The sequence below is a fragment of the Rathayibacter sp. PhB127 genome (assembly GCF_003751665.1).
GTDB classification, from domain to species: Bacteria; Actinomycetota; Actinomycetes; order Actinomycetales; family Microbacteriaceae; genus Rathayibacter; species Rathayibacter festucae.
Map to the genome: position 1 here is coordinate 125525 of NZ_RKHW01000001.1, position 22271 is coordinate 147795.

Below are 22271 nucleotides of genomic sequence, written 5' to 3' on the forward strand. Positions count from 1 at the left end.
CCGCCCGGCAAGGCCCCGCGGGGGGCAGACGAAGTCCAGCCGGGTGGAGTCGAATGGGGTCATGGCTCAGAAGACCGTCGCAGACCAGCTCATCGCCCAGCTCATCGACGCCGGGGTCGCCCGGATCTACGGGATCGTCGGGGACTCGCTCAATCCGATCGTCGACGCGGTGCGCCGCAGCGGCGGCTCGGCGAAGGGCGGGATCGACTGGATCCACGTCCGCAACGAGGAGGCCGCCGCCTTCGCGGCCGGCGCGGAGGCGCAGATCACCGGGAAGCTGGCGGTCTGCGCCGGGAGCTGCGGCCCCGGCAACCTGCACCTGATCAACGGCCTGTACGACGCGCACCGCTCGGGTGCGCCCGTGCTCGCCATCGCGAGCCACATCCCGAGCGGCGAGATCGGCTCCGGCTACTTCCAGGAGACGCACCCCGACCGCCTCTTCGTCGAGTGCTCGCACTACCGCGAGCTGGTCTCGACGGCGGCGCAGGCCCCGCGGGTCGTCAACGCGGCGATGCGCAGTGCCGTCGCGCTCCGCGGCGTGGCCGTGGTGACCCTCCCGGGCGACGTCGCCGAGTTCGAGGCGGAGGGCGACTTCCCGTCCTTCGTGCTTCCGGAGCGGCCGGCCCTGGTGCCCGCCGCGGCCGACGTCCGCGCGCTCGCGCAGGCGATCGACGAGGCGAAGACGGTCGCGATCTTCGCCGGCGCGGGCGTGCGGGACGCCCACGACGAGGTCGTCGCGTTCGCCGAGCTGATCGGAGCGCCGATCGGGCACAGCCTGCGCGGCAAGGAGTGGATCCAGTACGACAACCCCTACGACGTCGGCATGACCGGGCTGCTCGGCTACGGCGCCGCCCACGCGGGCATGCACGACGCCGACCTGCTGATCCTGCTCGGGACCGACTTCCCCTACGAGCAGTTCCTGCCGGACGCGACGAAGGTCGTCATCGCGCAGGTCGACAGCGATGCGTCCAAGCTCGGCCGCCGCGTGAGCGTCGCGCATCCCGTGCACGGCGACGTCGCCACGACCCTGGACGCGCTGACCCCGCTGGTCACGCGCAAGGACCACCGCTTCCTCGACAAGCTCCTGAAGAAGCACGAGAAGCTCGTCACGGGAGTCGTGGGCAAGTACACCGAGGTCGCCACGAAGCAGCCGATCCATCCGGAGCTGGTCGCGTCGACGCTCGACGAGCTGCTCGCCGACGACGCGATCGTCACCGCCGACACCGGCATGGGCAACGTCTGGCAGGCCCGCTACGTCACGCCGAACGGGCGCCGCCGGCTGCTCGGTTCGTACTCGCACGGCTCGATGGCGAACGCGCTGCCGCAGGCCGTCGGCGCCCAACTGGCGCAGCCGGGCCGCCAGGTCGTCTCGCTGAGCGGCGACGGCGGGCTCTCGATGCTGATGGGCGAGCTGGTGACGGTCGCGGCCTACAAGCTGCCGGTGACGATCGTCGTCTTCAACAACTCGACGCTCGGCCTGGTGAAGGTGGAGATGCTCGTCGACGGCTTCCCCGACTTCGCGGTGGACGTGCCGATGGTCGACTACGCGCAGGTGGCGACGGCGGTCGGCATCCGGGGGATCCGGGTCGAGGACCCGCGCGAGGTGGAGTCCGCCCTGCGCGAGGCGCTCGCCGACCCGGGGCCGGTGCTCGTGGACGTGGTCACGGATCCGCTCGCGCTCTCGCTGCCGCCGACGGTCACCGGCGCGCAGGTGAAGGGCTTCGCGCTGGCGATGTCGAAGATGGTGATGAACGGCGGCGCGGGCGAGGCGATCGCGCTGGCCCGCTCCAACGTGAAGCACGCGCTGCCGTGATCGACGCTCCCGCGATCGATCGTGCCGCCCTGGCGACGGGGACCTGGTTCGTGCGCGGCTCGAGCCTGCCACTGTGGCGGGGGCGCGAGGGGGTGGCGATCACCTACGCGCCGCTGCCGAGCGGAGAGGTCGGCGACGTCGTCAGCTGGCGCGGCCGGCGCTCGACCCGCTACGTGGTCGGGATCGACGCCCCCGACCCCGCGGATCCCGACGGCTTCCGCTGGCGCGGCGTCGAGCCGCTGACGCTGCTGGCCCGCAGCCGCTGGTCCTTCGTCGCGGCCGACGCCGAAGCGGGCTGGGCGCTGACCCGCTTCGCCCGCACGCCGTTCACCCCGGCAGGCGTGGACGTGTACGTCCGCGACGCGCGGCCGGCGCCGGGCGTGCTCGCCGCCGCCCTCGAGGCCTGCGCCGCGGATCCGCGCACCGCACCGCTCCGCCCCCGGATGTTCGAGGTCGCGCCCTGACGGCCCGAGCCCGGACGACGGTGGATCTCGATACGCCCGCTGCGCGTGCTACTCGATCAGCATGAACGGCCCTCACAGCGGCACCCGTGCTCAGGTACTGCTTCGTTCGGAGCATCCCCGCAAGCAGGGCGCAGGAGCATCCCGCGGAATCGCGTGCCAAGCGATTCCGCGCAGCGAACGCGAGACGCTCCGCGGGACCCGGTCGCGCCGGGAGCCGACTGCGGGAGGGGCGGCAGGGACGCCCCTCCCGGTGAGCACCGTCAGAGGCTCTCGCCCACCGCGATGGACTGGGCCTCGACTGCGGCGCTCTCGGCGCCGTGCGCGTCCGCGCGCGCCAGGGTCCGCCGCCCGAGGAACACGATCAGCGAGGCGATCAGCACCGCGCCCGCCGCCGCGTACATCGGGAAGGCCGGCGAGATCGCCGCGGCCAGCGCCGAGGCGGCGGGCGGGGCGATCGCGCCGCCGAGGAAGCGCACGCCCGAGTAGGAGGACGAGGCCACGGAACGCGGCAGGTCGGTCGCCTCCATCACGCACTCGGTCAGCACGGTGTTGACGACGCCCAGCAGCAGGCCGCCGACGATGATGCAGACGATCAGGCCGACCCGCGAGGAGATCAGCAGTCCGCCGGCGACGAGGTCGAGCGCGAGCAGCACCAGCACCGAGCGGAGCACGACGGTGCGCGGCAGCCGCGCTGTCAGCAGCGGAGCGACGAAGACCGAGGTGATCGCGACGCCGAGGCCCCAGCCGAAGAAGGTGAAGCCGAGCCCCATCTCGTCGAGTCCGAGCGGGTACGGCGTGTAGGCCAGCAGCACGAAGAAGCCGATGTTGTAGAACAGCGCCGCACCGGCGAGGGTCCGGATCGCGGGCACGGCCAGCGCCTTGAACGGCGCGGAGAGCGGCGTCGGGGTGGGCCGCGGGCCGTCCTCGCGCAGCAGGGTCGCGATGGCGATGAAGCCGACGGCCATCAGCACGGCCGTGCCGAAGAACGGTCCGCGCCAGGAGACGGACCCGAGGAGGCCGCCGAGCAGCGGGCCGATCGCGATGCCGACGCCGAGCGCGGCCTCGTAGAGCACGATCGCCGCGGAGGAGCCTCCGCTGGCCGCGCCGACGATCGTCGAGAGCGCGGTCGAGATGAAGAGCGCGTTGCCGAAGCCCCAGCCGGCGCGGAAGCCGATGACGCCCTCGACGCTGCCGGCCGTGCCGGCCAGCGCGGCGAAGACCACGATCAGCACCAGGCCGATCATCAGCGTCTTCTTCGCGCCGATGCGGCTGGAGAGCCAGCTGGTGAAGAACATCACGACGCCGGTGATGACGAGGTAGCTGGTGAACAGCAGCGAGGTCTCGGTCGGCGTCGCCTCGAGGCTCTCGGCGATGGCCGGGAGGATCGGGTCGACGAGGCCGATGCCCATGAAGGCGATGACGGCGGCGAAGGCGACGGCCCAGACGGCGAGCGGCTGCCGGAGGATCGAGCCGCCCGCGGCGGGGGAGTGGGGAGTGGACACGGAGGGGCCTTTCGGGGGAGGGGTCGTGCGGGGAGGGGGAGTCAGGAGGCGGGGCCGCCGGCGACGCGCAGGACGCGCTCCTCGACGAGGGACGCAGCGCGCTCGAGGGCGCGGCGGTCGTCGTCGTCGAGGTCGTCGAACAGCGGGGCGAGGGCGGCGTCGAGGCGGAGGCGGTGCTCGGCGAGCGCCGCGGCTCCCGCCTCGGTGCCCTCGATCAGCCAGGCGCGGCCGTCGCTCTCGTCGTGCACGCGGCGGATCCAGCCGGCCTCGTCGAGGCGCGCGATGATGCCGGTCATCGTCGGCTGGGTGACCCGGACGCGCTCGGCGAGCTCGCCCAATCGGATCGGGGAGGCGGTGCGCAGCTCGGCGAGCGTCGACCAGACGGCGCCGGACTGCGCGCCGAGCCCGGTGGCGCCGCTGGAGCGGCCCGCGTACCGCGCGAGCGCGGTGGCGGCGGAGGCGAGGCGGACGGGAGCGGACGGTTCGAGCACGTGCTTAAACATAGCACGCCTATGTATCGCGGGAAAGACCGATCCGTCACGTCCCGCACTGCCCTTCTCCACCGTTGCTGTGCCAGGATTGTTCGCAATCCCTCGTCGAAAGCGGGGATCACCGACGGAAAGAGTTGTCATGCACAGCGTGGTGGAGTCCAGCGCGACCGCCCCCGAATCCGATCTCGACTGCGACGTGGTCGTGATCGGCGCCGGCGCCACCGGCCTGACCGCCGCCCTCCGGCTGCAGGAGCAGGGCCGCCGCGTCGTCGTCCTCGAGGCGCGCGAGCGCGTCGGCGGCCGCCTCGAGACCCGCGTGGTCGACGGCCAGATGCTCGAGCTCGGCGGGCAGTGGGTCTCGCCGGATCAGACCGCCCTGCTCGAGACGCTCGACGAACTCGGCCTCGACACCTACTCCCGCTACCGCGAGGGCGAGAGCGTCTACATCGGCGCCGACGGCGGCGCCCGGCGCTTCACCGGCGACATCTTCCCCGGCGGCGCGGACACCGAGGCCGAGATCGAGCGCCTGATCGGGATCCTCGACGGCCTCGTCGCCGAGACCGACCCGTCCGCTCCGTGGTCGCATCCGCGGGCGCACGACTACGACCGGATCAGCTTCAGCGCCTGGCTGGAGGCGCAGAGCGACGACGCCGAGGCCCGCGCGAACATCGCGCTCTTCATCGCCGACGCCATGCTCACCAAGCCCGCGCACTCCTTCTCGCTGCTGCAGGCCCTGCTGATGGCGGCGAGCGCGGGCAGCTTCGGCAACCTCGTCGACGCCGACTTCATCCTCGACAAGCGCGTCCTCGGCGGTCTGCAGCAGGTCCCGGAGCGGCTCGCCGAGCGCGTGGGCGCCGAGCGCGTCCTGCTCGGCCGGCCGGTCCGCTCCGTGGAGTACGGCGACGACGGCGTGATCGTCCGCGCCGACGGCGTCACCGTGCGGGCCCGCCGCGCGATCGTCGCCGTGCCGCCGAACCTCGTCAACCGGATCACCTTCGACCCGCCGCTGCCCCGGCTCCGCCAGCAGGCGCTCCAGCACCAGTCCCTCGGCCTGGTCATCAAGGTGCACGCGACCTACGCGACCCCGTTCTGGCGCGCCGACGGCCTCTCCGGCACCGCGTTCAGCCCGCACGCCCTCGTGCACGAGGCCTACGACAACTCCAACGCGGGGGAGGAGCGCGGAACCCTCGTCGGCTTCGTCTCGGACGAGAAGGCCGACCGCGTCCTCGCGCTGCCCGAGGCCGAGCGGAAGGCCGCGATCCTCGACTCGCTCGCCGCCTACTACGGCCCGGCCGCGCTCGACCCCGTCGTCTACTACGAGAGCGACTGGGCGTCGGAGGAGTGGACGCAGGGCGCGTACGCCGCGAGCTTCGACCTCGGCGGACTGACCCGCTACGGCGCGCTGCAGCTCGAGCCGGTGGGCCCGCTCCGCTTCGGCTCGAGCGACCTCGCGGCCGAGGGCTACCAGCACGTCGACGGCGCGATCCGCGTCGGCCGGCGCCTGGCGCAGGAGATCCTCGACGAGGACACCGCCGACGCCGAGACACAGCACGACACCACCGACGCGACCGCGCCGGCCCGCGACCGTGAAGGAGCACTCCCCGCATGAGCAGCAGCAGCTACGCCGTCATCGACCCGGCCTCGGGCGAGACGCTGAGCGAGTACCCCGGCATCACCGACGCCGAGCTCGCCGACGCCATCGCCTCGGCCCACGACGCGTACTCCACCTGGTCGCGCACCGTGCCCGTCGCCACCCGCGCCGCGCTGATCGCCCGCGTCGCGGACCTGCACGTCGAGCGCGCCGACGCCCTCGCCGAGATCATCGTCCGCGAGATGGGCAAGCCGCTCGACCAGGCGCAGGGCGAGGTCGGCTTCGCGGCCGACATCTACCGCTACTACGCCGAGAACGGCGAGGAGTTCCTGAAGGACGAGCCGATCGCGCTGGCCGACGGCACCGGCTCGGCGTTCGTCCGCCGCTCGGGCCTGGGCGTGCTGCTGGGGATCATGCCCTGGAACTTCCCCTACTACCAGGTCGCCCGCTTCGCCGGCCCGAACGTGGTGAACGGCAACACGATCCTGCTCAAGCACGCGCCGCAGTGCCCGGAGTCGGCCGCCGCGATCGCCGACATCTTCCGCACCGCCGCTGAGGAGCTCGGCGCCCCGGCCGGCGTCTACGTGAACCTCTACGCCAGCAACGACCAGGCCGCGACCGTCATCGCCGACCCGCGCGTGCAGGGCGTCTCCGTCACCGGCTCCGAGCGCGCAGGAGCGGCCGTCGCCGAGATCGCCGGCCGGAACCTCAAGAAGGTCGTCCTCGAGCTGGGCGGCTCCGACCCGTTCATGCTGCTCTCCACCGACGACCTCGACAAGGCCGTCGAGGACGCGGTCGCCGCCCGCCTGGACAACAACGGCCAGTCCTGCAACGCCGCCAAGCGCTTCATCGTGATCGACGCTCTATACGACGCCTTCGCGGAGAAGTTCACCGCGGCCTTCACCGCCGCACAGCCCGCGGATCCCCACGCTTCGGGGACCCTCCTCGGCCCGCTCTCCTCCGCCGCCGCGACCGCGCGCCTCGAGCAGCAGCTCGCCGTCGCCCGCGAGCAGGGCGCGACCGTCCGCGCGAGCGGCGAGGTGACCGGCAACTTCTTCCCGCCGGCCGTCCTCGAGGACGTCACCCCCGAGATGAACGCCTACCGCGAGGAGTTCTTCGGCCCCGTCGCCGCGCTCTATCGCGTGCACGACGAGGACGAGGCGATCGCGCTCGCCAACGACACCCCCTACGGCCTGGGCTCCTACCTCTACACGACCGACTCGGAGCAGGCCCTCCGCCTGGCCGACCGCATCGACGCCGGCATGGTCTGGATCAACCTCGTCCTGGGCGACGCGGCCGAGCTCCCCTTCGGCGGTGTCAAACGCTCCGGCACCGGCCGCGAGATGGGCCGCAGCGCCCTCGAGGAGTTCGTCAACAAGAAGCTGATCCGCATCGCCTAGGTCGTCGCCCGGCGGGGCCGTGCCAGCGCGACGGCGACGTTGCGCTCCACGGTCTCGGTCAGTCGCCTCGCCTGATCGTCGTCGAGGGTCGCCCACGCGGTGTCGTTCCTCGCGATGACGCCGCGCGCCACCTCCTCCACGAGAGTGACGACCTCCTCCTCGTCGATCCCCGTGCTCCTCGCGAGCTTCCGCCAGTGGTTCTGCGTCACCGCCTGCGGGAACCGCGCGCCGGCGATGCGCATCGCCAGCTCCTGGTCGAACGCCGGGAACAGGCCGGTCGGAACCGCGTCGTAGATCGGGGCGAGGCCGACGGCGTCGGGCCGGAGGAGGACGGAGTAGTTCTTGGCATGCGCGTCAGCGTTGCCGAGGAGGACGTTGAAGGCCAGCTGCCGGAGGAAGGCGCGCACCACCCCGCCGGTCGCGTCGACCGACCGGAGCTTCTCCACGATCTGCACGGCCGTCACGGAGTACTTCCGTGCGACGTCGACGCCCAGCGCCTGAGCGAGGTCCTCTGCGTGGAGTCGTGTCGCGAACACGGTGTCGTCGTCGACGACGCGGTCGAAGCGCTCCACGACGAACGCCGTCTGATCCGTCATCTGCAGGACGGCCGCCCGGGGAGCCGGGAGGCCGGCCTCCGCGGCCAGCGCGAGCGCGGACGCTTCCGCTTCCTCGAGGTGGAGATGCTCCGGGCGCGCGGGCTTGACGATGTGCGTCGAGGGCACGGCGGCGTTCGACCAGTACCAGTTCCGGTCCACTCGAGCCAGGGCGAACTTCCCCTGCGTTCCCGCCAGGGAGAAGCGCGCGGGAGTCTGTCGCGGCACCCAGGCGTCCGGATCGAGCTTGATGCTGGTGATGCGGTCGGCGACGTCCCGATCGAGAGCCGGATTCAGCCGCGCCAGTCCCGTCGGCGGTGCCTCGCCGTCGGGGAGGAGCACCAGGCCGCCGGCGACGTCACCGCCGACCGTCCGCAGGAGTTCGAACGTCCCCGTGCTCGCGACCCCGTACGCCTGTGCCATCCGGCGTCGCGTGTGCTCCTGGTCGGGCAGCAGGTTGTCGAGGAACCTCGCCGCCGCCGCGCGCGTCGTCGTGCCCTCGCGCGGCAGCGACAGGGAGATCGGCGTCGACGGTGCGTCGTCGGAGTAGCTGAAGCCGATCCTGCCGTCGGCGTCCCGGGTGAACTGCCCGGCATGTCTGCCCTCGAGCCACGCTTCGAGTCGTTCCGTCACCGGAGCACCAGATCGGGAAGTGCGGTCGGCTCGACGCCCAGGGCGTCCAGCACGCGCCGGGCGGTCGAGGGCCGCGACACCGGCAGACCGCGTTCGAGGCGTCGGACGTCGGAGACGTCCACCTCCGCGGCTCGCGCGAGGTCGTCGATCGAGAGTCCCATGATGCGTCGCTCCGAGCTCACGGCATCCGCCAGGTCTTCCAGGCGTCGCAGGTACTCGCGTCGCGGACGGTGCAGTGCCTCTCGCACGTAGTCCGGATCACCGTGGAGTGCGTGCTGCACGAGATTGGTGCCGAAGTCGACGAGCCCGGACTCCACCTCTCCACCCCACCAGTCCGCCAGCAACCCGGCGGGGTCCTGCGACGCGCGGAGCCGGCGGATGCGCGCGGCGGTCCTGGCGAGCTCCTGCCCCTCGAGGCCCGACAGGGTCCGCTCGTGCAGGGCGTGCGCCAGCGACTGCCGCGACCTGACCGAGAGAGGACGGCGCGAACGTGCGCCGGACACCTCCGTGACCTCCCAGCGGCGGCCGAGTTTCGTCGCCTCGATCCGGCCGGCGGCGATCAGCGCCACGACGCGGCGCGGAGTCACCCCGAGTCGCTCGGCGGCCTGCTTGACGTCCATGACACAACCGTACCGCTCGGCGGTCGAGCATCCTCGGCTCGGGTCGCTCCCCGTTCGGTGAGGAGCGCGTCCTGCGCCCGGCCCACCGTCTCCACGCAGGCGAGGTCTGGAGAGACGCCGTTCGCGGTGACGTGGCCTGGCGCACGATCACTGCCTCGCTGAGATCGCCCGTGATACTCGTCCGGTCACGTCGAGCAGGTGCTCGCGGCGACCGAGAAGGGGAAGGGGGGCGACCATGACCGACGCGGAGCGCTGCACCTATCGGGTCCAGTGGTCGCAGGAGGACGAGCAGTTCCTCGGCACCGTGGCGGAGTTCCCCTCGCTCTCCTGGGCAGCGGACTCATCGGCGGAGGCGTTCTCGGGGATCCGGCTCATCGTCGCCGATGTCCTCGCCGACATGGCCGGCGCCGGCGCAGGCGAGAACTCGAGGCTCGTCGGGCCAGAAGGCGGGTAAGCTCGCCCGTCATGCGCGTCTTCGGCTGTCCGCACTGCGAGGCGCGGGTGGAGTTCGAGGACGCGCGGTGCCTGCGCTGCGGCACGGCGCTCGCGTACGACGTCGAGGCGGACGAGCTCGTCGAGGCCGAGGGGCGGGCGCTCTGCGTGTACCGCGGCACGATCGACTGCACCTGGCTCGCGGCGGAGGGCACCGGCGGCGCCTGCGCCTCCTGCGCGCTGACGAGCGCCCGGCCGCCGGTGTACGACGCGGCGACGCTGAGCCAGCTGACGGTCGCCGAGTTCGCCAAGCGGCGGCTGCTGCGCCAGCTGCGGCACCTCGACCTGCCGGTGCATCGCGGTCGGCGGCTGTCCTTCGAGCTGCTCTCCTCCGCACAGGGCTCCGTGACGACCGGGCACGCCGACGGCGTGATCACCGTCGACCTCGCCGAGGGGAACGACGCGCACCGCGAGGCGCTCAAGGCGCGGCTCGGCGAGCCGTACCGGACGATGCTCGGCCACTTCCGGCACGAGATCGGCCACTACTACTGGCAGCTGCTCGTCGACGGCACGCCGCTCCTGCCCGCGTTCCGCGCGCTGTTCGGCGACGAGCGGGCCGACTACGGTGCGGCGCTCGACGCGCACTACGGCGGGGCGTCGACCGAGGACTGGGCCCGCGACCACATCTCGCAGTACGCGACGACGCACCCGTGGGAGGACTTCGCCGAGACCTTCGCGCACTACCTGCACATCGCCGACGCGCTGGAGACGACCGCGACGGTCGGCCTGACCGTCGCCGGACCCTGGGGCCGCCTCCCCGAGTCGCTGGTCGGCAGCGTGCAGGCGACCGGCGCGCAGCGCGTCGCCGATCTGGAGACGCCCGAGATCCTCGCCCGCTGGCACGGCTTCTCGCTCGCCCTCAACAGCGTGAACCGCTCGATGGGCAAGGACGACCTCTACCCCTTCGTCATCACGCCCGCGATCGCCGAGAAGCTCGCCTGGGTGCACGAAACGGTGCGCCGCGGCGCACAGCTGTGACTCGTCGCCGGGGGACCGAGGAGTCAGGCCTCGCCGTCGAGTAGCCGGCGCGGCGCCCTCGCGGCCCACGCCTCGCGCAGCAGCTCGCCGAGCTCGTCCACGGCGATGCGCTCCAGCCGCACGAGCACGCTCGGATGCCCGTCGTAGTGGCTCGTCGTGAAGTACGTGTCCGGGTCGCTCTGCAGCAGCGCCTCGCGCTCGCCGAGATCGGCCCGCCAGACGAGCAGGACACCCGGCCGCTGGTGCAGCCGGGCGAACATCTTCGGGCCGGCGTAGAAGGCCGGGGTGCCGTAGGCGGTCCGCTCCTCGGCGCCGGGGAGCAGGAGCGCCAGCCGGCGCACATCGTCGTCGTTGCTCATGCTCCCCAGTGTGCGCCGCTACTTCTTCTTCAGCGAGGACTCCTTGTGGGCGGCCTTCGCGTCGGTCTTGTCGCTCTGCACGATCCAGTAGGGCTCGTCGTCCGAGGCGTTGAACTTCTGCCCCTCGAACTGGAACTCCTTCGTCTTCTTCTCGACCAGCTCGCCGTGGGTCTCGCCCTGCGAGGTGTTCCAGCTGATCTTGTCGCCCTTCTTCACGAGGCGCTTCCTCTCTCTCGTGCCGCACCGGGGGTCCGGGGCAGCGTGATGGTGGTGGTGACGTCGACGAGGGCCGGCGTGGCCGGTGCCGACGAGAAGCCGAAGCGGACCGGCGGCGACAGCGGGCCGAGCGCGCCGAGGTCCGCGCCGTCGAGCGAGGCGGTGACCCCGAGGATCGAGCGGATGGCGCGGACGCCGTAGTACTCCCGCCTGCCGTGGCCGGCCGAGCCCGCGGTGCTCACGCCGCGCACCAGCACGGAGGCGACCGGGGAGATCGCGGTCAGCCAGGCCGGGTGCTCGGCGAGCGGCCGCGGCACGATGCGCAGCAGGCGGCCCAGCGGAGTGAGCCCGCCGAGGCGCAGCGCGAGCGAGAGCGGGCCGGCCGTGGCGTCGATCCCGCCGGCGCCGCGGTGCCAGGCGACCGGCGCGAGCCGCACCTCGTCGAACGAGTAGGTCGACCCGATGAAGTCCGCGACCTCGTCCGTCGGCGCGATCAGGAGCCGGTGCCCGTCCGCCCGCTCGACCATGGCGTCGGCGAACGCGCCGAACGGCGTGCTCTCCCACAGCCCGAGCACGATCCGGGTGCCGGAGGCCGTGCCGAACCCCGCGATGCGCCCACTGAAGCGCAGGCGCCGCGAGGTCCGGCCCGGCCCGGTCATCAGGAGGCGGCGGAGCGCAGCAGCGTGAAGGACGCGTCGCGCACGATCAGCGTGGTGACCTCGCCCTCGACGACCTGCTCCGGGTCGCTCGAGGCGGCCAGCTGCCACTCGGCGCCGGGTGCGTCCGGCACCGTGAACTCGACGCCGTTCTCGGCCGAGTTCATCAGCAGCGCGAAGCTGGCGCTGCCCTCGGAGCGGAAGACGAACGTGATCGAGCGGGCGTCCGGGTTGTCCCAGTCCTCGTCGGCGAAGCCGGCGGCGTCCGAGCGCAGGATGTCGACGGTCTCGGGGCCGTCGCCGGGGGCACGGCGGAACCACTTCGGCCGCAGGGCCGGCTCGGCCTTCCGCAGCGCGATCAGCTCGCGGGTGAAGGCGAGCAGGTTGAGGTCCGCGTTCTCCCAGTCGAACCACGAGATCTCGTCGTCCTGGCAGTAGGCGTTGTTGTTGCCGCCCTGGGTGCGCGCGATCTCGTCGCCGCCGAGGATCATCGGCACGCCGGCCGAGAGCAGCAGCGTCGCGAGGAAGTTGCGGCGCATCCGGGCCCGGCGCTCGTTGACGGCGCCGTTGTCGGTCGCGCCCTCCGCGCCGTTGTTCGAGGAGCGGTTGTCGCTCTCGCCGTCGTTGTTGTCCTCGCCGTTGGCCGCGTTGTGCTTGCGGGAGTAGGCGGTGAGGTCGGCGAGGGTGAAGCCGTCGTGCGCGGTGACGAAGTTGACGCTCGAGACGGGGGAGCGCTTGTCGGCCTCGTAGACGTCCGGCGAGCCGAGGATCCGCTGCGCGGTGGTGCCGAGCACGGAGTCGGCGCCGTGCCAGAAGTCGCGCACGTCGTCGCGGAACTTCCCGTTCCACTCCGACCAGTCGGCGGGGAAGCCGCCCACCTGGTAGCCGGCGGTGTCCCACGGCTCGGCGATCATCTTGACGGGCGCGAGCACCGGGTCCTGCGCGATCAGGTCGAGGAAGGCGCTGTGCACCTCGGCCTCGCCGGTCTGGCGGGTGAGCGTGGTGGCGAGGTCGAAGCGGAAGCCGTCGACGTGCATCTCGGTCACCCAGTAGCGCAGCGAGTCCATGATCAGTCCCAGCGCCGCGGGGTGCGCGACGTTGAGGCTGTTGCCGGTGCCGGTGGTGTCGAAGTAGTTGGCGCGGTCGTCCTCGACGAGGCGGTAGTAGGAGCCGTTGTCGATGCCCTTGAAGGAGAGGGTCGGTCCCTTGTCGTTGCCCTCGGCGGTGTGGTTGTAGACCACGTCGAGGATGACCTCGAGGCCCGCCTCGTGGAACGCCTTGACCATCGCCTTGAACTCGTCGACCTGCGAGCCGTCGTCGCCGGCGTGGGAGTACTCGTTGTGCGGCGCGAAGAAGCCGAGCGAGTTGTAGCCCCAGTAGTTGCGCAGGCCTTTCTCGACCAGGTGCGAGTCCTGCACGAACTGGTGCACCGGCAGCAGCTCGACCGAGGTCACGCCGAGGTCGGTGAAGTGCTTGATCGACGCGGGGTGCGCGAGGCCGCGGTAGGTGCCGCGGACGTTCTCGGGCACGTCCGGGTGCAGCTGGGTGAACCCCTTCACGTGCACCTCGTAGACGACCGTCTCGTCCAGCGGGATGCGCGGGGCCTCGTCGCCGGTCCAGTCGAAGGAGTCGGGATCGGTGACGACGCAGCGCGGCACGGCGGCCGCGTCGTCGGCGTCGTTGCGCTTGTCGGCGTCCTCGTAGAACTGGCCGAAGACGTCCTCGCTCCAGTCGTAGCCGCCCTCGATCGCGGTGGCGTGCGGGTCGAGCAGGAGCTTCGCGGCGTTGTGGCGGAGGCCGTTGGCGGGATCCCAGGGGCCGTCGACGCGCAGGCCGTAGCGGGTGCCGACCGTCATCTCGGGGACGATTCCGTGGAAGACGTGTCCGGTGCGCTCGGTGAGCGCGACGCGGGTCTCGGCGCCGGAGGAGTCGAAGAGGCAGACCTCGACACTGTCCGCGGTCTCGGAGTAGACGGCGACGTTCGCGCCGGCGTCGCCGCGGAGGGAGACGCCGAGGGGATAGGGGAAGGAACGGGGAGATGCGGGCATGCGACCATCCTGACGAACGCTCCCTGAGCGGTTCTCGCCCTTGTCCGGCGGGGCACGGGCCGGTACTGTTCCGGACCCCTCTCCACGCGCCACCCTGGCGCCATCGGCCCGCCGAGGCATATAGTCAGCTGGCTTACTAATGGAGCTCTGGACCGGTTCCGGGGCGGAGGAGGACGGCATCATGGCTCTCGCAGCAGCTCGGCGCCGCTGGATCGGACTGATCGTGATCAGCCTCGGCGTGGCGACGATCATCGTCGACTCGACGATCGTGAACGTGGCGATCCCGTCGATCGTCGCCGACCTCGGCATCACCTCGACCCAGGTGCAGTGGGTGCAGGAGTCGTACACGCTCGTCTTCGCGGCGCTCCTGCTCGCCTTCGGCACCCTCGCCGACCGCTGGGGCCGGCGCCGGATGCTCGTCGTCGGCATCGCGCTGTTCGCGCTCTCGTCCGTGGCCGCCTCGCTCGCGGCCACCGGCGACCTGCTGATCCTGTCCCGGGTGGTGCAGGGCGTCGGCGGCGCGATGGTTCTGCCGTCGACGCTGTCGCTGATCAACGCGACGTTCCGCGGCAAGGAGCGGGCGATCGCGTTCGCCGTCTGGGGCTCGACCATCGGCGGCATGACCGCCGTCGGTCCGCTGCTCGGCGGCTGGCTCACCACCGACTTCTCCTGGCGCTGGGCCTTCGGGATCAACATCCCGCTCGGGATCGTCATCGTCGTCGGCGCGCTGCTCTTCGTCGACGAGTCGAAGCAGCCGGACGCGGGCCGCGTCGACCTGGTCGGCGCGCTGCTCTCGGTCGTCGCCTCCGCCGGCCTGGTCTTCGGCCTGATCGAGGGCCGGAGCCTCGGCTGGTGGCTGCCCTCGCCGGTGCCGGTCGCCTTCGTCGTCGCCGTCCTCGCCACGATCGCGTTCGTGCTCTGGGGCCGGGCCCGCGAGCGCGCCGGCCGCTCGGCGATGCTCTCGCTCCGGCTGTTCCGGCTGGCCTCGTTCCGCAACGGCAGCATCGCCGCGATGATCGTCTCGCTCGGCGAGTTCGGCATCATCCTCGCCCTGCCGATCTGGCTGCAGAACGTGCTCGGCTACACCGCGGTGCAGACCGGGCTGGTGCTGATCGCCCTCGCGCTCGGCTCGTTCGTCGCCTCCGGCTTCGCGGGCGCGCTCGGCAACCGCGTCTCCGCCGTGCTGATCGTCCGGGTCGGGCTCGCGGCCGAGATCGTGGGCGTCGTCGGCATCGGCGCCGTCGTCTCCGACACGACGCCGTGGTGGGCGCTCGTGCCCTTCCTCGCCGTCTACGGCTTCGGCGTCGGCCTCGCCACCGCGCAGCTGACCGGAGTGGTCCTCCGCGACGTGCCCGTCGAGCTCAGCGGCCAGGGCTCCGGCACCCAGTCGACCGCCCGGCAGATCGGCTCGGCACTCGGCATCGCGGTGCTGGGCACCATCCTCTACACCTCGACCGCGGGCGTGCTCACCTCGTCGCTGGAGGAGCAGGGCCTGCCGGCCGCGCAGGTCAGCAGCACGGTGGACGCGGTCGTCGACTCCTCGGGAGCGGCCATCGCCGGACTCGCGGCCGACCCCGCGTCGGCGGACGTCGCCCGCGCGGCCGGGGAGGCGCTCTCGGACGGCACGCGCTTCGCCGCGTTCGCCGCGGCGGGCTTCCTCGCCGTCGGCTTCGCGGCGACCCTCTCCCTCGGCGCCGCGGCGCCGCGCGAGGAGAAGGGCGAGTCCGCCGAGCCGGTCGGCTCGGGTTCGATCAGCTCAGCGGCGCCGCGTCGTCGGCGGTGAAGACGATCTTGCCGATCGTCCGGTCGGTGCCCTGCGCCCGCCGCGAGAGCACGGCGATGACGTCCTCGAGCGGATGCACGGCGCCGGCCGCGGGGACGAGCTCGCCCGAGACGGCCAGCGAGACGGCCCGGCCGATGCGCTCGGCACTCGCCGTGACGATCAGGTTGCTCACCTTCGGCCGACTGCGCCGGACGAGGCTCGCCGCCTGGGCGCCGAGGTTCGGGCCGCTCGGCACGAGGGTGGCGTAGCGGCCGCCGTCGGCGAGCAGGAGCGCGGCGTCCTTCGCCGGCAGGTGCCCGGAGACGTCGAGCACCGCGTCGAAGCGCCCGCCGAGCACGCCGAGGTCGAGCAGGCGGTAGTCGTGCGGCTCGGCGCCGAGTGCGCGCAGGGTGTCGGCGGACGCGGCCGAGCCGGTCGCCGCGACGGTGCAGCCCGCGCGGAGCAGCAGCTGCACGACGAGGTTCCCGATCGCGCCGGAGCCGCCGCCCACCAGGATCTGCTCGCCGGCGCGGACCCGCAGGGCGTCGACCGTGCCGATCGCGGTGCCGCCGGACATCGCCAGCGTCACCCCCTGCACGTCGTCGAGGGCGTCGGGCAGCGGAACCAGCGAGCGGCCGCGGACGATCGCGGCGTCGGCGAAGGCGTCGCCGTCGCGGGTCATGCCGACGACGCGGTCGCCGATCGAGACGGAGTGGTCGCCGGGGCCGAGCGCCTCGACCGTGCCGGCGATGTCGAGTCCGAAGCCGTAGGGGCGCTTCCGGCCGACCGCCATGATCCTGGCGGCACCGGAGAGGATCTTCTCGTCGGTCGCGTTGATGCTCGCGGCGCGCGTGCGCACCAGCACCTCGCCGCGTCCGGGCATCGGCACCGGGGCCTCCCGCCAGGACAGCACGTCCGGTCCGCCGAACCGCTCGTAACCGAGTCGTCGCAATTCCCGCTCCCGTCGTCGCGCCGCCGAGGCGGTCATCCTCCGAGCCTAGGCGCTGGCCGCCCGGTGCTACCGTGGCGGCCATGAGCGCAGACGACAGCCCCGAGTTCGCCGGATTCACCAGCGGAGGCTCGGCGAACGTCGAGCACCCGGACGACGTGCAGCCGGCCGACGCCGACAACGAGGAGAGCACGACCCCCGACGAGAGTGCCGACCCCGACCACCCCTACGACTCGATGGCCGAGAGCGGCACCGAGAACGCCCCGGAGGACGAGGTCGGCTCGCGCGAGGACGAGGAGGGGCTGCTCGCCCCCGGCAGCACGGCCGAGGGCGCGGGCACCTCGCTCGGGGCCGTCCCGGCCGAGGCGCGGCGCGAGGCCGAGCCGCTCGGCGCGCACGACGGCGAGGTCGGCTCGGGCCAGCTCGCCGACGAGCGCTGGCGGCAGAACGGCGTCGATCCGCTCGGCTGACGCCCTCCCGCGCGGGGCCCCGCGTCCAGGAACTACTCCGGTTGCTCGGAGGAGCCCCCCTGGCGGGCCCCGTACGGTTCCGGAGGACGCGGCAGGCCCGCCGCGTGGACGGAGAGTCTCATGTCGTTGCTGTTCAACCGCACCCGGGAGCTCCGCTGGACCCCGGACGAGCGGAAGGCCCTCGCGGAGGCCGTGGCCGAGGATCGCGCGCAGCTGTGGCGCAGCGTCGGCGACCTGGACCGCACGGTCGTCGTCTCGACCGAAGACCCGGGCGTCCGCGGAGGCGCCCGCTGGCCCACCGATCACCGCGCCTTCCTCCGCGTCGAGCGCGGCCCCTCCGTGGTGCTGGCCACCGACGGCCTCAGTGATCCCTTCGACCGCCTCGCCCGCCCCGGCACCGGCCTCGGGCTCGAGCTGTGCCTCGAGACCTCGGCGCTGCGCGGCATCCCCGCGGCCGATCTCTGGAACCACTGGCAGTTCCGCGTCCTCTACGAGGCGGCTCGGCTCGCGGCGCTGCAGGGCGTCTGCTGCCGCACGGGCGTCGACACGGCCACCCTGCCGGGCGCGGCCGCACCGGCCGCGTGGGCGGACGAGCGCGGCTCGGTCGGCGTGCTGCTGGGCCTGCGCGGCGGCGGACTCCCCGAGCGCCTCGAGCTGGCGACGGGCGACGTCGAGCTGGTGAGCGTCACCCCGCTCTGGCCCGAGGAGTACGCCTGGGCCTCGGTCGACACCACCGCCCGCGAGGAGATCGCGTCCCGCCTGCGCGCCCTGCCCCACGACGAGCTCGTGCACACCGCCCGCCCCCGCGTGGTCTGAGCCGCGTTCGTCAGCGCGCCGTAGTCATGCTGGTCGAGTAGCCCCGAAGGGGCGTATCGAGACCGGGCGTCAGGCGTGCTCGTCGGGCTCCGCGCTCAGGACCATCTCGCCGGTGGCGTTCGCGTGGGCGATCAGCTCGTCGATCCACGCGCGGTTGAGCGCCGGGCGCCGGCCGCCGTGGAAGCGGAAGTGCAGCGGCGTGGTCGGGTGGATCCAGACGGAGCTGCGGCCGTAGCCGCTCGACTCCGGCTCGGTCCAGGAGAGGCTGAACGACTCGTTCCGCCGCATCTTCGCGAACATCGCCACCTTGAGGTGGGCGAGCAGTCGATCGTCGAAGTCGATCTCGAGTGACTGCGGCCCGTAGATCAGTCGTCCCATGCTCGTGAATATACCGCCGCGGCGCGCTCCGGACGGGTCGGACCGGGAACGGCGAACGCCCCGCCCAGCGGATCCGAGGATCGCGGTGGACGGGGCGTTCAGAGGTCGTTGCGACCCGGAGGCCGTGTGACGCTGAGGTCGGTGATTACTCGCCGACGCCGCGGATGTTCGCGGCCTGCGGGCCCTTGCGGCCCTGCTCGACGTCGTACTCGACGTGCTGGTTCTCGACGAGCTCGCGGTAGCCCTCCTTGGCGATGGCGGAGAAGTGCGCGAACACGTCGGCGCCTCCGTCGTCGGGAGCGATGAAGCCGAAGCCCTTTTCGGAGTTGAACCACTTAACGGTGCCAGTAGGCATTTCTTTTCCTTACGTGATGGTGACGCCCGCGTGAGCGGCCGTCGTTAGATTTCGCACAGCTGTGCGGTACCCGGTCCGCTCGTCCGCCGCGGGTGAAACACGCGTCGGCCGGTCGATCCGGGTCGTCTGGGGGCGGAGAGCGCGGCTCCTCGTGGGGAGTGCGACTGCGCGGGGGAGAACGTCCCGCTCACCGACGGAGTCGGAGAAGCGGGGGTCGAACGAGGAACGGCGCGGCTTCCGCGGCGTCCTGTGAAGGGCGGTACCCGCGGATGAGGCGGGCGTTCGAACCGGCGGATCGAGGGCGATGCACTCGATCGTTGCGGTCTCTATCAGGGGCTGAGTCTCTTCGTCGTCGTGCGACTTCTCAGCCGTGGAATTCGGGCGATCGCCCAGGAGATGTCTCCACTCTACGGGAGAGGAGCGCCCGAGCGCGACCGTCGGGTCCAGACCCGCTGCTCGCGCGGCCCGTGCCTGTGCCACGATGCAACTCCGGGTGCGGCTCGCGCACCCCTCACGACGAGGTGCCGATGCTGCTCACGAGTGCCGGGACCGCGGGTGCCGAGGTCTCCGCCGCGGACGCGCTCGAGCTCCGGCGCGAGCAGAGCGAGGTCGGCATCGCCTGTGCGCGGCGGGCCGGCGGAGTCTTCGCAGGCACGTCCGCCCTGCACCTGGTGATGCTCGTGCCGACCGAGCTGCCCGCCGTGCTGCCGAGCGCCCTCCTGCTCGTGATCAGCGCCGCGATCCAGCTCTCCTCGCGCCGCGCCGGTCCGAGCGGCGCGCGGGCCGTGATCGCCGGCCTCGTGCTCGGCGTCGTCGCGCTCGCGGCGTTCCTCGGCCCGGGCGTCCCGGACGGCGACCGCACCGTGCTCAGCTGCGTGACCATGCTCGCCTCGATGGCCCTGCCGGCTCCACTGCTCGCGATCGGCTCGTCGGCGCGGCTCCTCGGGGCGGCGGTGCTCGGCGGCGTCCCCGCGCTGGCCCTCGGCACGGCGGCGACGTGGGGGTCGGGGCGGGCGCTCTTCGTCGGGCTCTCGGTCGTGGTCTGCTGGGTCATCGCGGTCCTCGGCGCCCGCTGGCTCGCCTCGAGTGTCGAGCGCGCCCACGCCGGCACCGCGCGCCTGCGCACGGCCCACGCCGCCGAGCGCCGCTCGAGCGAGAGCGAGGCGCAGCGCCGTCGCGAGGCTCGACTGATGCACGACACCATCCTCGCCACGCTCACCCTCGTCGCCCACCGCGGCGAGGGCGTTTCCGCCGCGACCCTGCGCTCCCAGGCGGAGGCGGACCTCGCGCTGCTGCGCAGGCTCGACCGGGCCGACCTCGATCCGGCGCCGCGCGACTGCGCCGAGGCGAGCCGGGCGTCCGGTGCCGACGCCAGCACCGCTGCCTCGGTGCTGGCCGAGGTCGGCCGCCGAGCGGAGGCGCTGGGGGTGGAGGTGCGCTGGCACGCCGGCACGGCCGCCCCCGGCGCGTCGCCCCTCGGCGGCGCGTCGCTCGAGGCGCTCGCGGGCGCGGCGGGGGAGTCCCTCGAGAACGTGCGGCGTCACTCCGGGGCCACGACGGCCCACGTCACGCTCGACGAGGGGCCGGACTCGGTCCGCGTGACCGTCTCGGACGCGGGGCGCGGCTTCGACCCCGCGGCCGTCCCCGGCGCGCGGCTCGGGCTCGCGCAGTCGGTCGTCGGGCGGATCGAGGCCGTCGGCGGCACGGTGCGGATCTTCTCCGCGGTCGGCGCGGGCACCACCGTCCTGCTGAGCGTGCCGCGATGACCGCGCCGATCGAGGCCGGCGACCACTCCGCCGGATCCGACCGCGCCGACCGCGCCGGAGAGGGCACGCTCGTCGAGCTGGTCCGCGCGGCCGGCGAGGGTCCTCGGACGCTCGACTCCGTCCGCCAGCGGATCACCCGCACCCACCGCCTGACCGCGAGCTACTTCAGTGTCGGCTTCCTCACGATCACCGTGGCGCTGGTCGTCCGCGGGCTCGCCTCCTTCCTCTGGGCGCTGAACGACCGGTCGGCCACCTGGCTCTCCGGCGTCTCCTGGGTGCTGGTGCTCGGGGCGCTCGCCGTGGGGATCGCCGTCGTGGCGACGCGGCGCGGCGAGCTGCCCCGCTCCGTGTTCGCGGGGGTGCTCGCCGTCGACGCCGTTGCGCTCGTGCTGGAGTTCGCCGACTACGCGCTGCCGGCGCCGGCGCCGCTCTACTACCCGACGGTCTGCATCGGGGTCGGCGCGACGGTGATCGCGCTGCTCGGCGTGCAGCCGCCGTCGCGGAGCTCCGGGGCGATCGTCCTGCTCGTCGCGCTCAGCCTGCTGGGACTGCTGGGGCACGCGGTGCTCACCGGCGAGGGGTCGAGCATCGCGGTCGGGAACGTGCTGCTGGCGACGGCCCCCGTGGGCGTCTCCGCGTCCCTGCTCACCGCGCTCGACCGTCACGTGCACCGCGGGCTCGACCGCACCCTGGCCGACAGCGTGGTCGACGGTCCGGGGACCGGGCCGGGCAGTCTCGCCGCCGCGGAGCTCGCCCGGGTCGACGCGGAGATCGCGGAGCTGCTCGAGGAGGTCGTCGCCCGAGGCGCCGTCCCCGACGCCGATCTCGGCGAGCGGGCCCGTGTGCTCGGCGACCGGCTGCGCGAGGTGCTGGCGCGCAGCCACGACCGCACCTGGCTCCTGATCGCGGTGGAGGAGTCCGCGCTGCTGTCCGGGGCGGTCGTCGTCCGCGACCCGCGCGGCGTGGCCGCCGCCCTCGCTCCGCCCGACCGCTCGCGCCTGCTCTCGGTCCTCTGGTTGCTGACGACGCAGGCGGGTGCCGGCCGCCCGCCGATCGAGCTGCTGCTCGCGCAGCGCGAGGACGCGGCGGCTCCGGTGCGGATCGTCCTCCGCGCGCCCGGCCTGCGCCCGCGCGACGTCGACCCCGCCGTCTGGGGGATCCTGGGCGAGATCGGGGCGCACCGCGCCTCGCCCGCGGGCTCGGGGACGACGATCGAGCTGGACCACCGCCCGCCGGGGCGGCCGGCGTGAGCGCGGACGCCGGGACGGCGACCGGCGAGCAGACCGGGATCGCCCTCGCGATCCTCGACGACCATCCGATCCTGCTCAGCGCGCTCACCGAGTGGATCAACCGCTCCGGCGCCGAGATCCGCGTCGTCGCGACGGCCTCGAGCTGGACCGGTCTGCTGGCGCATCCGCGCTTCCCCACCGACGTCGTGCTGCTGGACATCGACCTCGGCGACGACCTCGACCTGGCGATGAAGATCCGCACGATCACCGCCGCCGGCGCGGCCCCGGTCATCATCAGCACCCACTCCCGGGCGGAGACCGTCGCGGGGGCGCTGGAGGCCGGAGCGCGCGGCTACCTGGTGAAGAGCGAGCGGACGGAGGTGATCCTCGAGGCGATCCGCACCGCGGCGCGCGGCGAGTGCTTCCTCACCCCGCAGACCCGGGCGCTGCTCGGCGGCGGTGGAACGGGCCCGCTGACGGCCCGAGAGCGCCGGATCGTCGGGCTCTTCGTCGAGGGGCTCTCGCTCAAGCAGGTCGCGACCGAGCTCGGGATCACCCAGGACGCGGCGCGCAGCTCGCTGCGGAACGCCCGGGCGAAGTACCGCGCCGAGGGCGTGGGCGTGAGCACCAAGATCGCCCTGCGCCGCCAGGCGCTGCGCGACGGGATCATCGGCCGCACGCCCTAGCGGC

At 73.0% G+C, this 22271-nt stretch carries 23 protein-coding genes; 12 read left to right on the forward strand and 11 right to left on the reverse strand.

Features of this window, described 5'->3' with window-relative positions:
• The first annotated feature begins 61 nt into the window (after positions 1–61).
• Both EDF22_RS00635 and EDF22_RS00640 read left to right on the forward strand, forming a co-directional pair.
• Entirely contained in the window at positions 62–1813 is a 1752-nt protein-coding gene (locus tag EDF22_RS00635) for a pyruvate dehydrogenase (protein WP_123701608.1), read from the forward strand.
• Positions 1810–2277, forward strand: a complete 468-nt coding sequence (locus EDF22_RS00640; RefSeq protein ID WP_123701610.1) for a hypothetical protein — start codon at positions 1810–1812, stop codon at positions 2275–2277. Before EDF22_RS00635 ends, EDF22_RS00640 begins: the two co-directional genes overlap by 4 nt.
• Before the next feature lie 260 nt (positions 2278–2537).
• Here EDF22_RS00640 and EDF22_RS00645 read toward each other — a convergent pair whose 3' ends face one another.
• Together EDF22_RS00645 and EDF22_RS00650 are read right to left on the reverse strand one after the other, a co-directional pair.
• Positions 2538–3779: an MFS transporter gene (locus EDF22_RS00645; protein ID WP_123444789.1), complete on the reverse strand. Its 1242-nt coding sequence runs from the start codon at positions 3777–3779 to the stop codon at positions 2538–2540.
• Between the two features lie 41 nt (positions 3780–3820).
• Positions 3821–4282 carry a MarR family winged helix-turn-helix transcriptional regulator gene (locus tag EDF22_RS00650; protein WP_185038642.1) on the reverse strand — a complete coding sequence of 154 codons (462 nt, stop codon included), beginning with the start codon at positions 4280–4282 and terminating at the stop codon, positions 3821–3823.
• 127 nt (positions 4283–4409) lie between these two features.
• Between EDF22_RS00650 and EDF22_RS00655 the strand changes: the two genes are divergently transcribed.
• Positions 4410–5879 carry an NAD(P)/FAD-dependent oxidoreductase gene (locus EDF22_RS00655; RefSeq protein WP_123701614.1) on the forward strand — a complete coding sequence of 490 codons (1470 nt, stop codon included), beginning with the start codon at positions 4410–4412 and terminating at the stop codon, positions 5877–5879.
• Positions 5876–7261 carry an NAD-dependent succinate-semialdehyde dehydrogenase gene (locus EDF22_RS00660; RefSeq protein WP_123701616.1) on the forward strand — a complete coding sequence of 462 codons (1386 nt, stop codon included), beginning with the start codon at positions 5876–5878 and terminating at the stop codon, positions 7259–7261. Before EDF22_RS00655 ends, EDF22_RS00660 begins: the two co-directional genes overlap by 4 nt.
• On the opposite strand, the gene EDF22_RS00665 is transcribed toward EDF22_RS00660, so the two are convergent.
• Together EDF22_RS00665 and EDF22_RS00670 are read right to left on the reverse strand one after the other, a co-directional pair.
• On the reverse strand, positions 7258–8487 hold the full coding sequence (locus EDF22_RS00665) for a HipA domain-containing protein (protein ID WP_123701618.1): 1230 nt from the start codon (positions 8485–8487) through the stop codon (positions 7258–7260). The two genes, EDF22_RS00660 and EDF22_RS00665, sit on opposite strands and share 4 nt — an antisense overlap.
• Positions 8484–9107, reverse strand: coding sequence for a helix-turn-helix domain-containing protein (locus EDF22_RS00670; RefSeq protein WP_123701619.1), 624 nt, complete (start codon positions 9105–9107; stop codon positions 8484–8486). The genes EDF22_RS00665 and EDF22_RS00670 overlap by 4 nt, the downstream gene beginning before the upstream one ends.
• 235 nt (positions 9108–9342) lie before the next feature.
• On the opposite strand from EDF22_RS00670, the gene EDF22_RS00675 reads away from it, so the two are divergent.
• Entirely contained in the window at positions 9343–9561 is a 219-nt protein-coding gene (locus EDF22_RS00675) for a hypothetical protein (protein WP_123701621.1), read from the forward strand.
• Between the two features lie 11 nt (positions 9562–9572).
• A complete protein-coding gene (locus EDF22_RS00680; RefSeq protein WP_123701623.1) occupies positions 9573–10577 on the forward strand; it encodes a putative zinc-binding metallopeptidase in 1005 nt (334 codons plus the stop codon).
• A gap of 23 nt (positions 10578–10600) precedes the next feature.
• On the opposite strand, the gene EDF22_RS00685 is transcribed toward EDF22_RS00680, so the two are convergent.
• Genes EDF22_RS00685 through glgX form a run of 4 tightly spaced genes read right to left on the reverse strand, consistent with a single transcriptional unit; the run spans position 10601 to position 13856 of the window.
• Positions 10601–10936: an MmcQ/YjbR family DNA-binding protein gene (locus EDF22_RS00685; RefSeq protein WP_123701625.1), complete on the reverse strand. Its 336-nt coding sequence runs from the start codon at positions 10934–10936 to the stop codon at positions 10601–10603.
• An 18-nt stretch (positions 10937–10954) separates the two neighbouring features.
• A complete protein-coding gene (locus tag EDF22_RS00690) occupies positions 10955–11152 on the reverse strand; it encodes a DUF2945 domain-containing protein (protein ID WP_123701627.1) in 198 nt (65 codons plus the stop codon).
• Positions 11149–11811, reverse strand: a complete 663-nt coding sequence (locus EDF22_RS00695) for a hypothetical protein (protein ID WP_123701629.1) — start codon at positions 11809–11811, stop codon at positions 11149–11151. Before EDF22_RS00695 ends, EDF22_RS00690 begins: the two co-directional genes overlap by 4 nt.
• On the reverse strand, positions 11811–13856 hold the full coding sequence (gene glgX, locus EDF22_RS00700; protein ID WP_123701631.1) for a glycogen debranching protein GlgX: 2046 nt from the start codon (positions 13854–13856) through the stop codon (positions 11811–11813). Before glgX ends, EDF22_RS00695 begins: the two co-directional genes overlap by 1 nt.
• Before the next feature lie 181 nt (positions 13857–14037).
• Here glgX and EDF22_RS00705 point away from each other — a divergent pair, with 181 nt between their 5' ends.
• Positions 14038–15639 carry a DHA2 family efflux MFS transporter permease subunit gene (locus EDF22_RS00705; protein WP_123704580.1) on the forward strand — a complete coding sequence of 534 codons (1602 nt, stop codon included), beginning with the start codon at positions 14038–14040 and terminating at the stop codon, positions 15637–15639.
• Here EDF22_RS00705 and EDF22_RS00710 read toward each other — a convergent pair.
• Positions 15608–16606, reverse strand: a complete 999-nt coding sequence (locus tag EDF22_RS00710; protein WP_123701632.1) for an NADP-dependent oxidoreductase — start codon at positions 16604–16606, stop codon at positions 15608–15610. The genes EDF22_RS00705 and EDF22_RS00710 overlap by 32 nt on opposite strands.
• 44 nt (positions 16607–16650) lie before the next feature.
• On the opposite strand from EDF22_RS00710, the gene EDF22_RS00715 reads away from it, so the two are divergent.
• Positions 16651–17037, forward strand: coding sequence for a hypothetical protein (locus EDF22_RS00715; protein WP_148059069.1), 387 nt, complete (start codon positions 16651–16653; stop codon positions 17035–17037).
• 120 nt (positions 17038–17157) lie between these two features.
• The gene (locus EDF22_RS00720) at positions 17158–17853 is read left to right on the forward strand and encodes a suppressor of fused domain protein (RefSeq protein WP_123701636.1); all 696 of its coding nucleotides are present in this window, start codon (positions 17158–17160) and stop codon (positions 17851–17853) included.
• A 69-nt stretch (positions 17854–17922) separates the two neighbouring features.
• Here the strand turns inward: EDF22_RS00720 and EDF22_RS00725 are convergent, their stop codons facing one another.
• Both EDF22_RS00725 and EDF22_RS00730 read right to left on the reverse strand, forming a co-directional pair.
• The gene (locus tag EDF22_RS00725; protein ID WP_123701638.1) at positions 17923–18231 is read right to left on the reverse strand and encodes a hypothetical protein; all 309 of its coding nucleotides are present in this window, start codon (positions 18229–18231) and stop codon (positions 17923–17925) included.
• Positions 18232–18376: 145 nt separating this feature from the next.
• Positions 18377–18586 (reverse strand): cold-shock protein, encoded by a 210-nt coding sequence (locus EDF22_RS00730; protein WP_123444803.1) that lies wholly within the window; start codon positions 18584–18586, stop codon positions 18377–18379.
• 527 nt (positions 18587–19113) lie between these two features.
• Here EDF22_RS00730 and EDF22_RS00735 point away from each other — a divergent pair.
• The 3 genes from EDF22_RS00735 to EDF22_RS00745 are packed head-to-tail and all read left to right on the forward strand — an operon-like array spanning position 19114 to position 22267.
• Entirely contained in the window at positions 19114–20352 is a 1239-nt protein-coding gene (locus EDF22_RS00735; protein ID WP_123701640.1) for an ATP-binding protein, read from the forward strand.
• Positions 20349–21602: a hypothetical protein gene (locus EDF22_RS00740; protein WP_123701642.1), complete on the forward strand. Its 1254-nt coding sequence runs from the start codon at positions 20349–20351 to the stop codon at positions 21600–21602. Before EDF22_RS00735 ends, EDF22_RS00740 begins: the two co-directional genes overlap by 4 nt.
• The gene (locus EDF22_RS00745) at positions 21599–22267 is read left to right on the forward strand and encodes a response regulator transcription factor (protein ID WP_123701644.1); all 669 of its coding nucleotides are present in this window, start codon (positions 21599–21601) and stop codon (positions 22265–22267) included. Before EDF22_RS00740 ends, EDF22_RS00745 begins: the two co-directional genes overlap by 4 nt.
• Positions 22268–22271 lie beyond the last annotated feature (4 nt).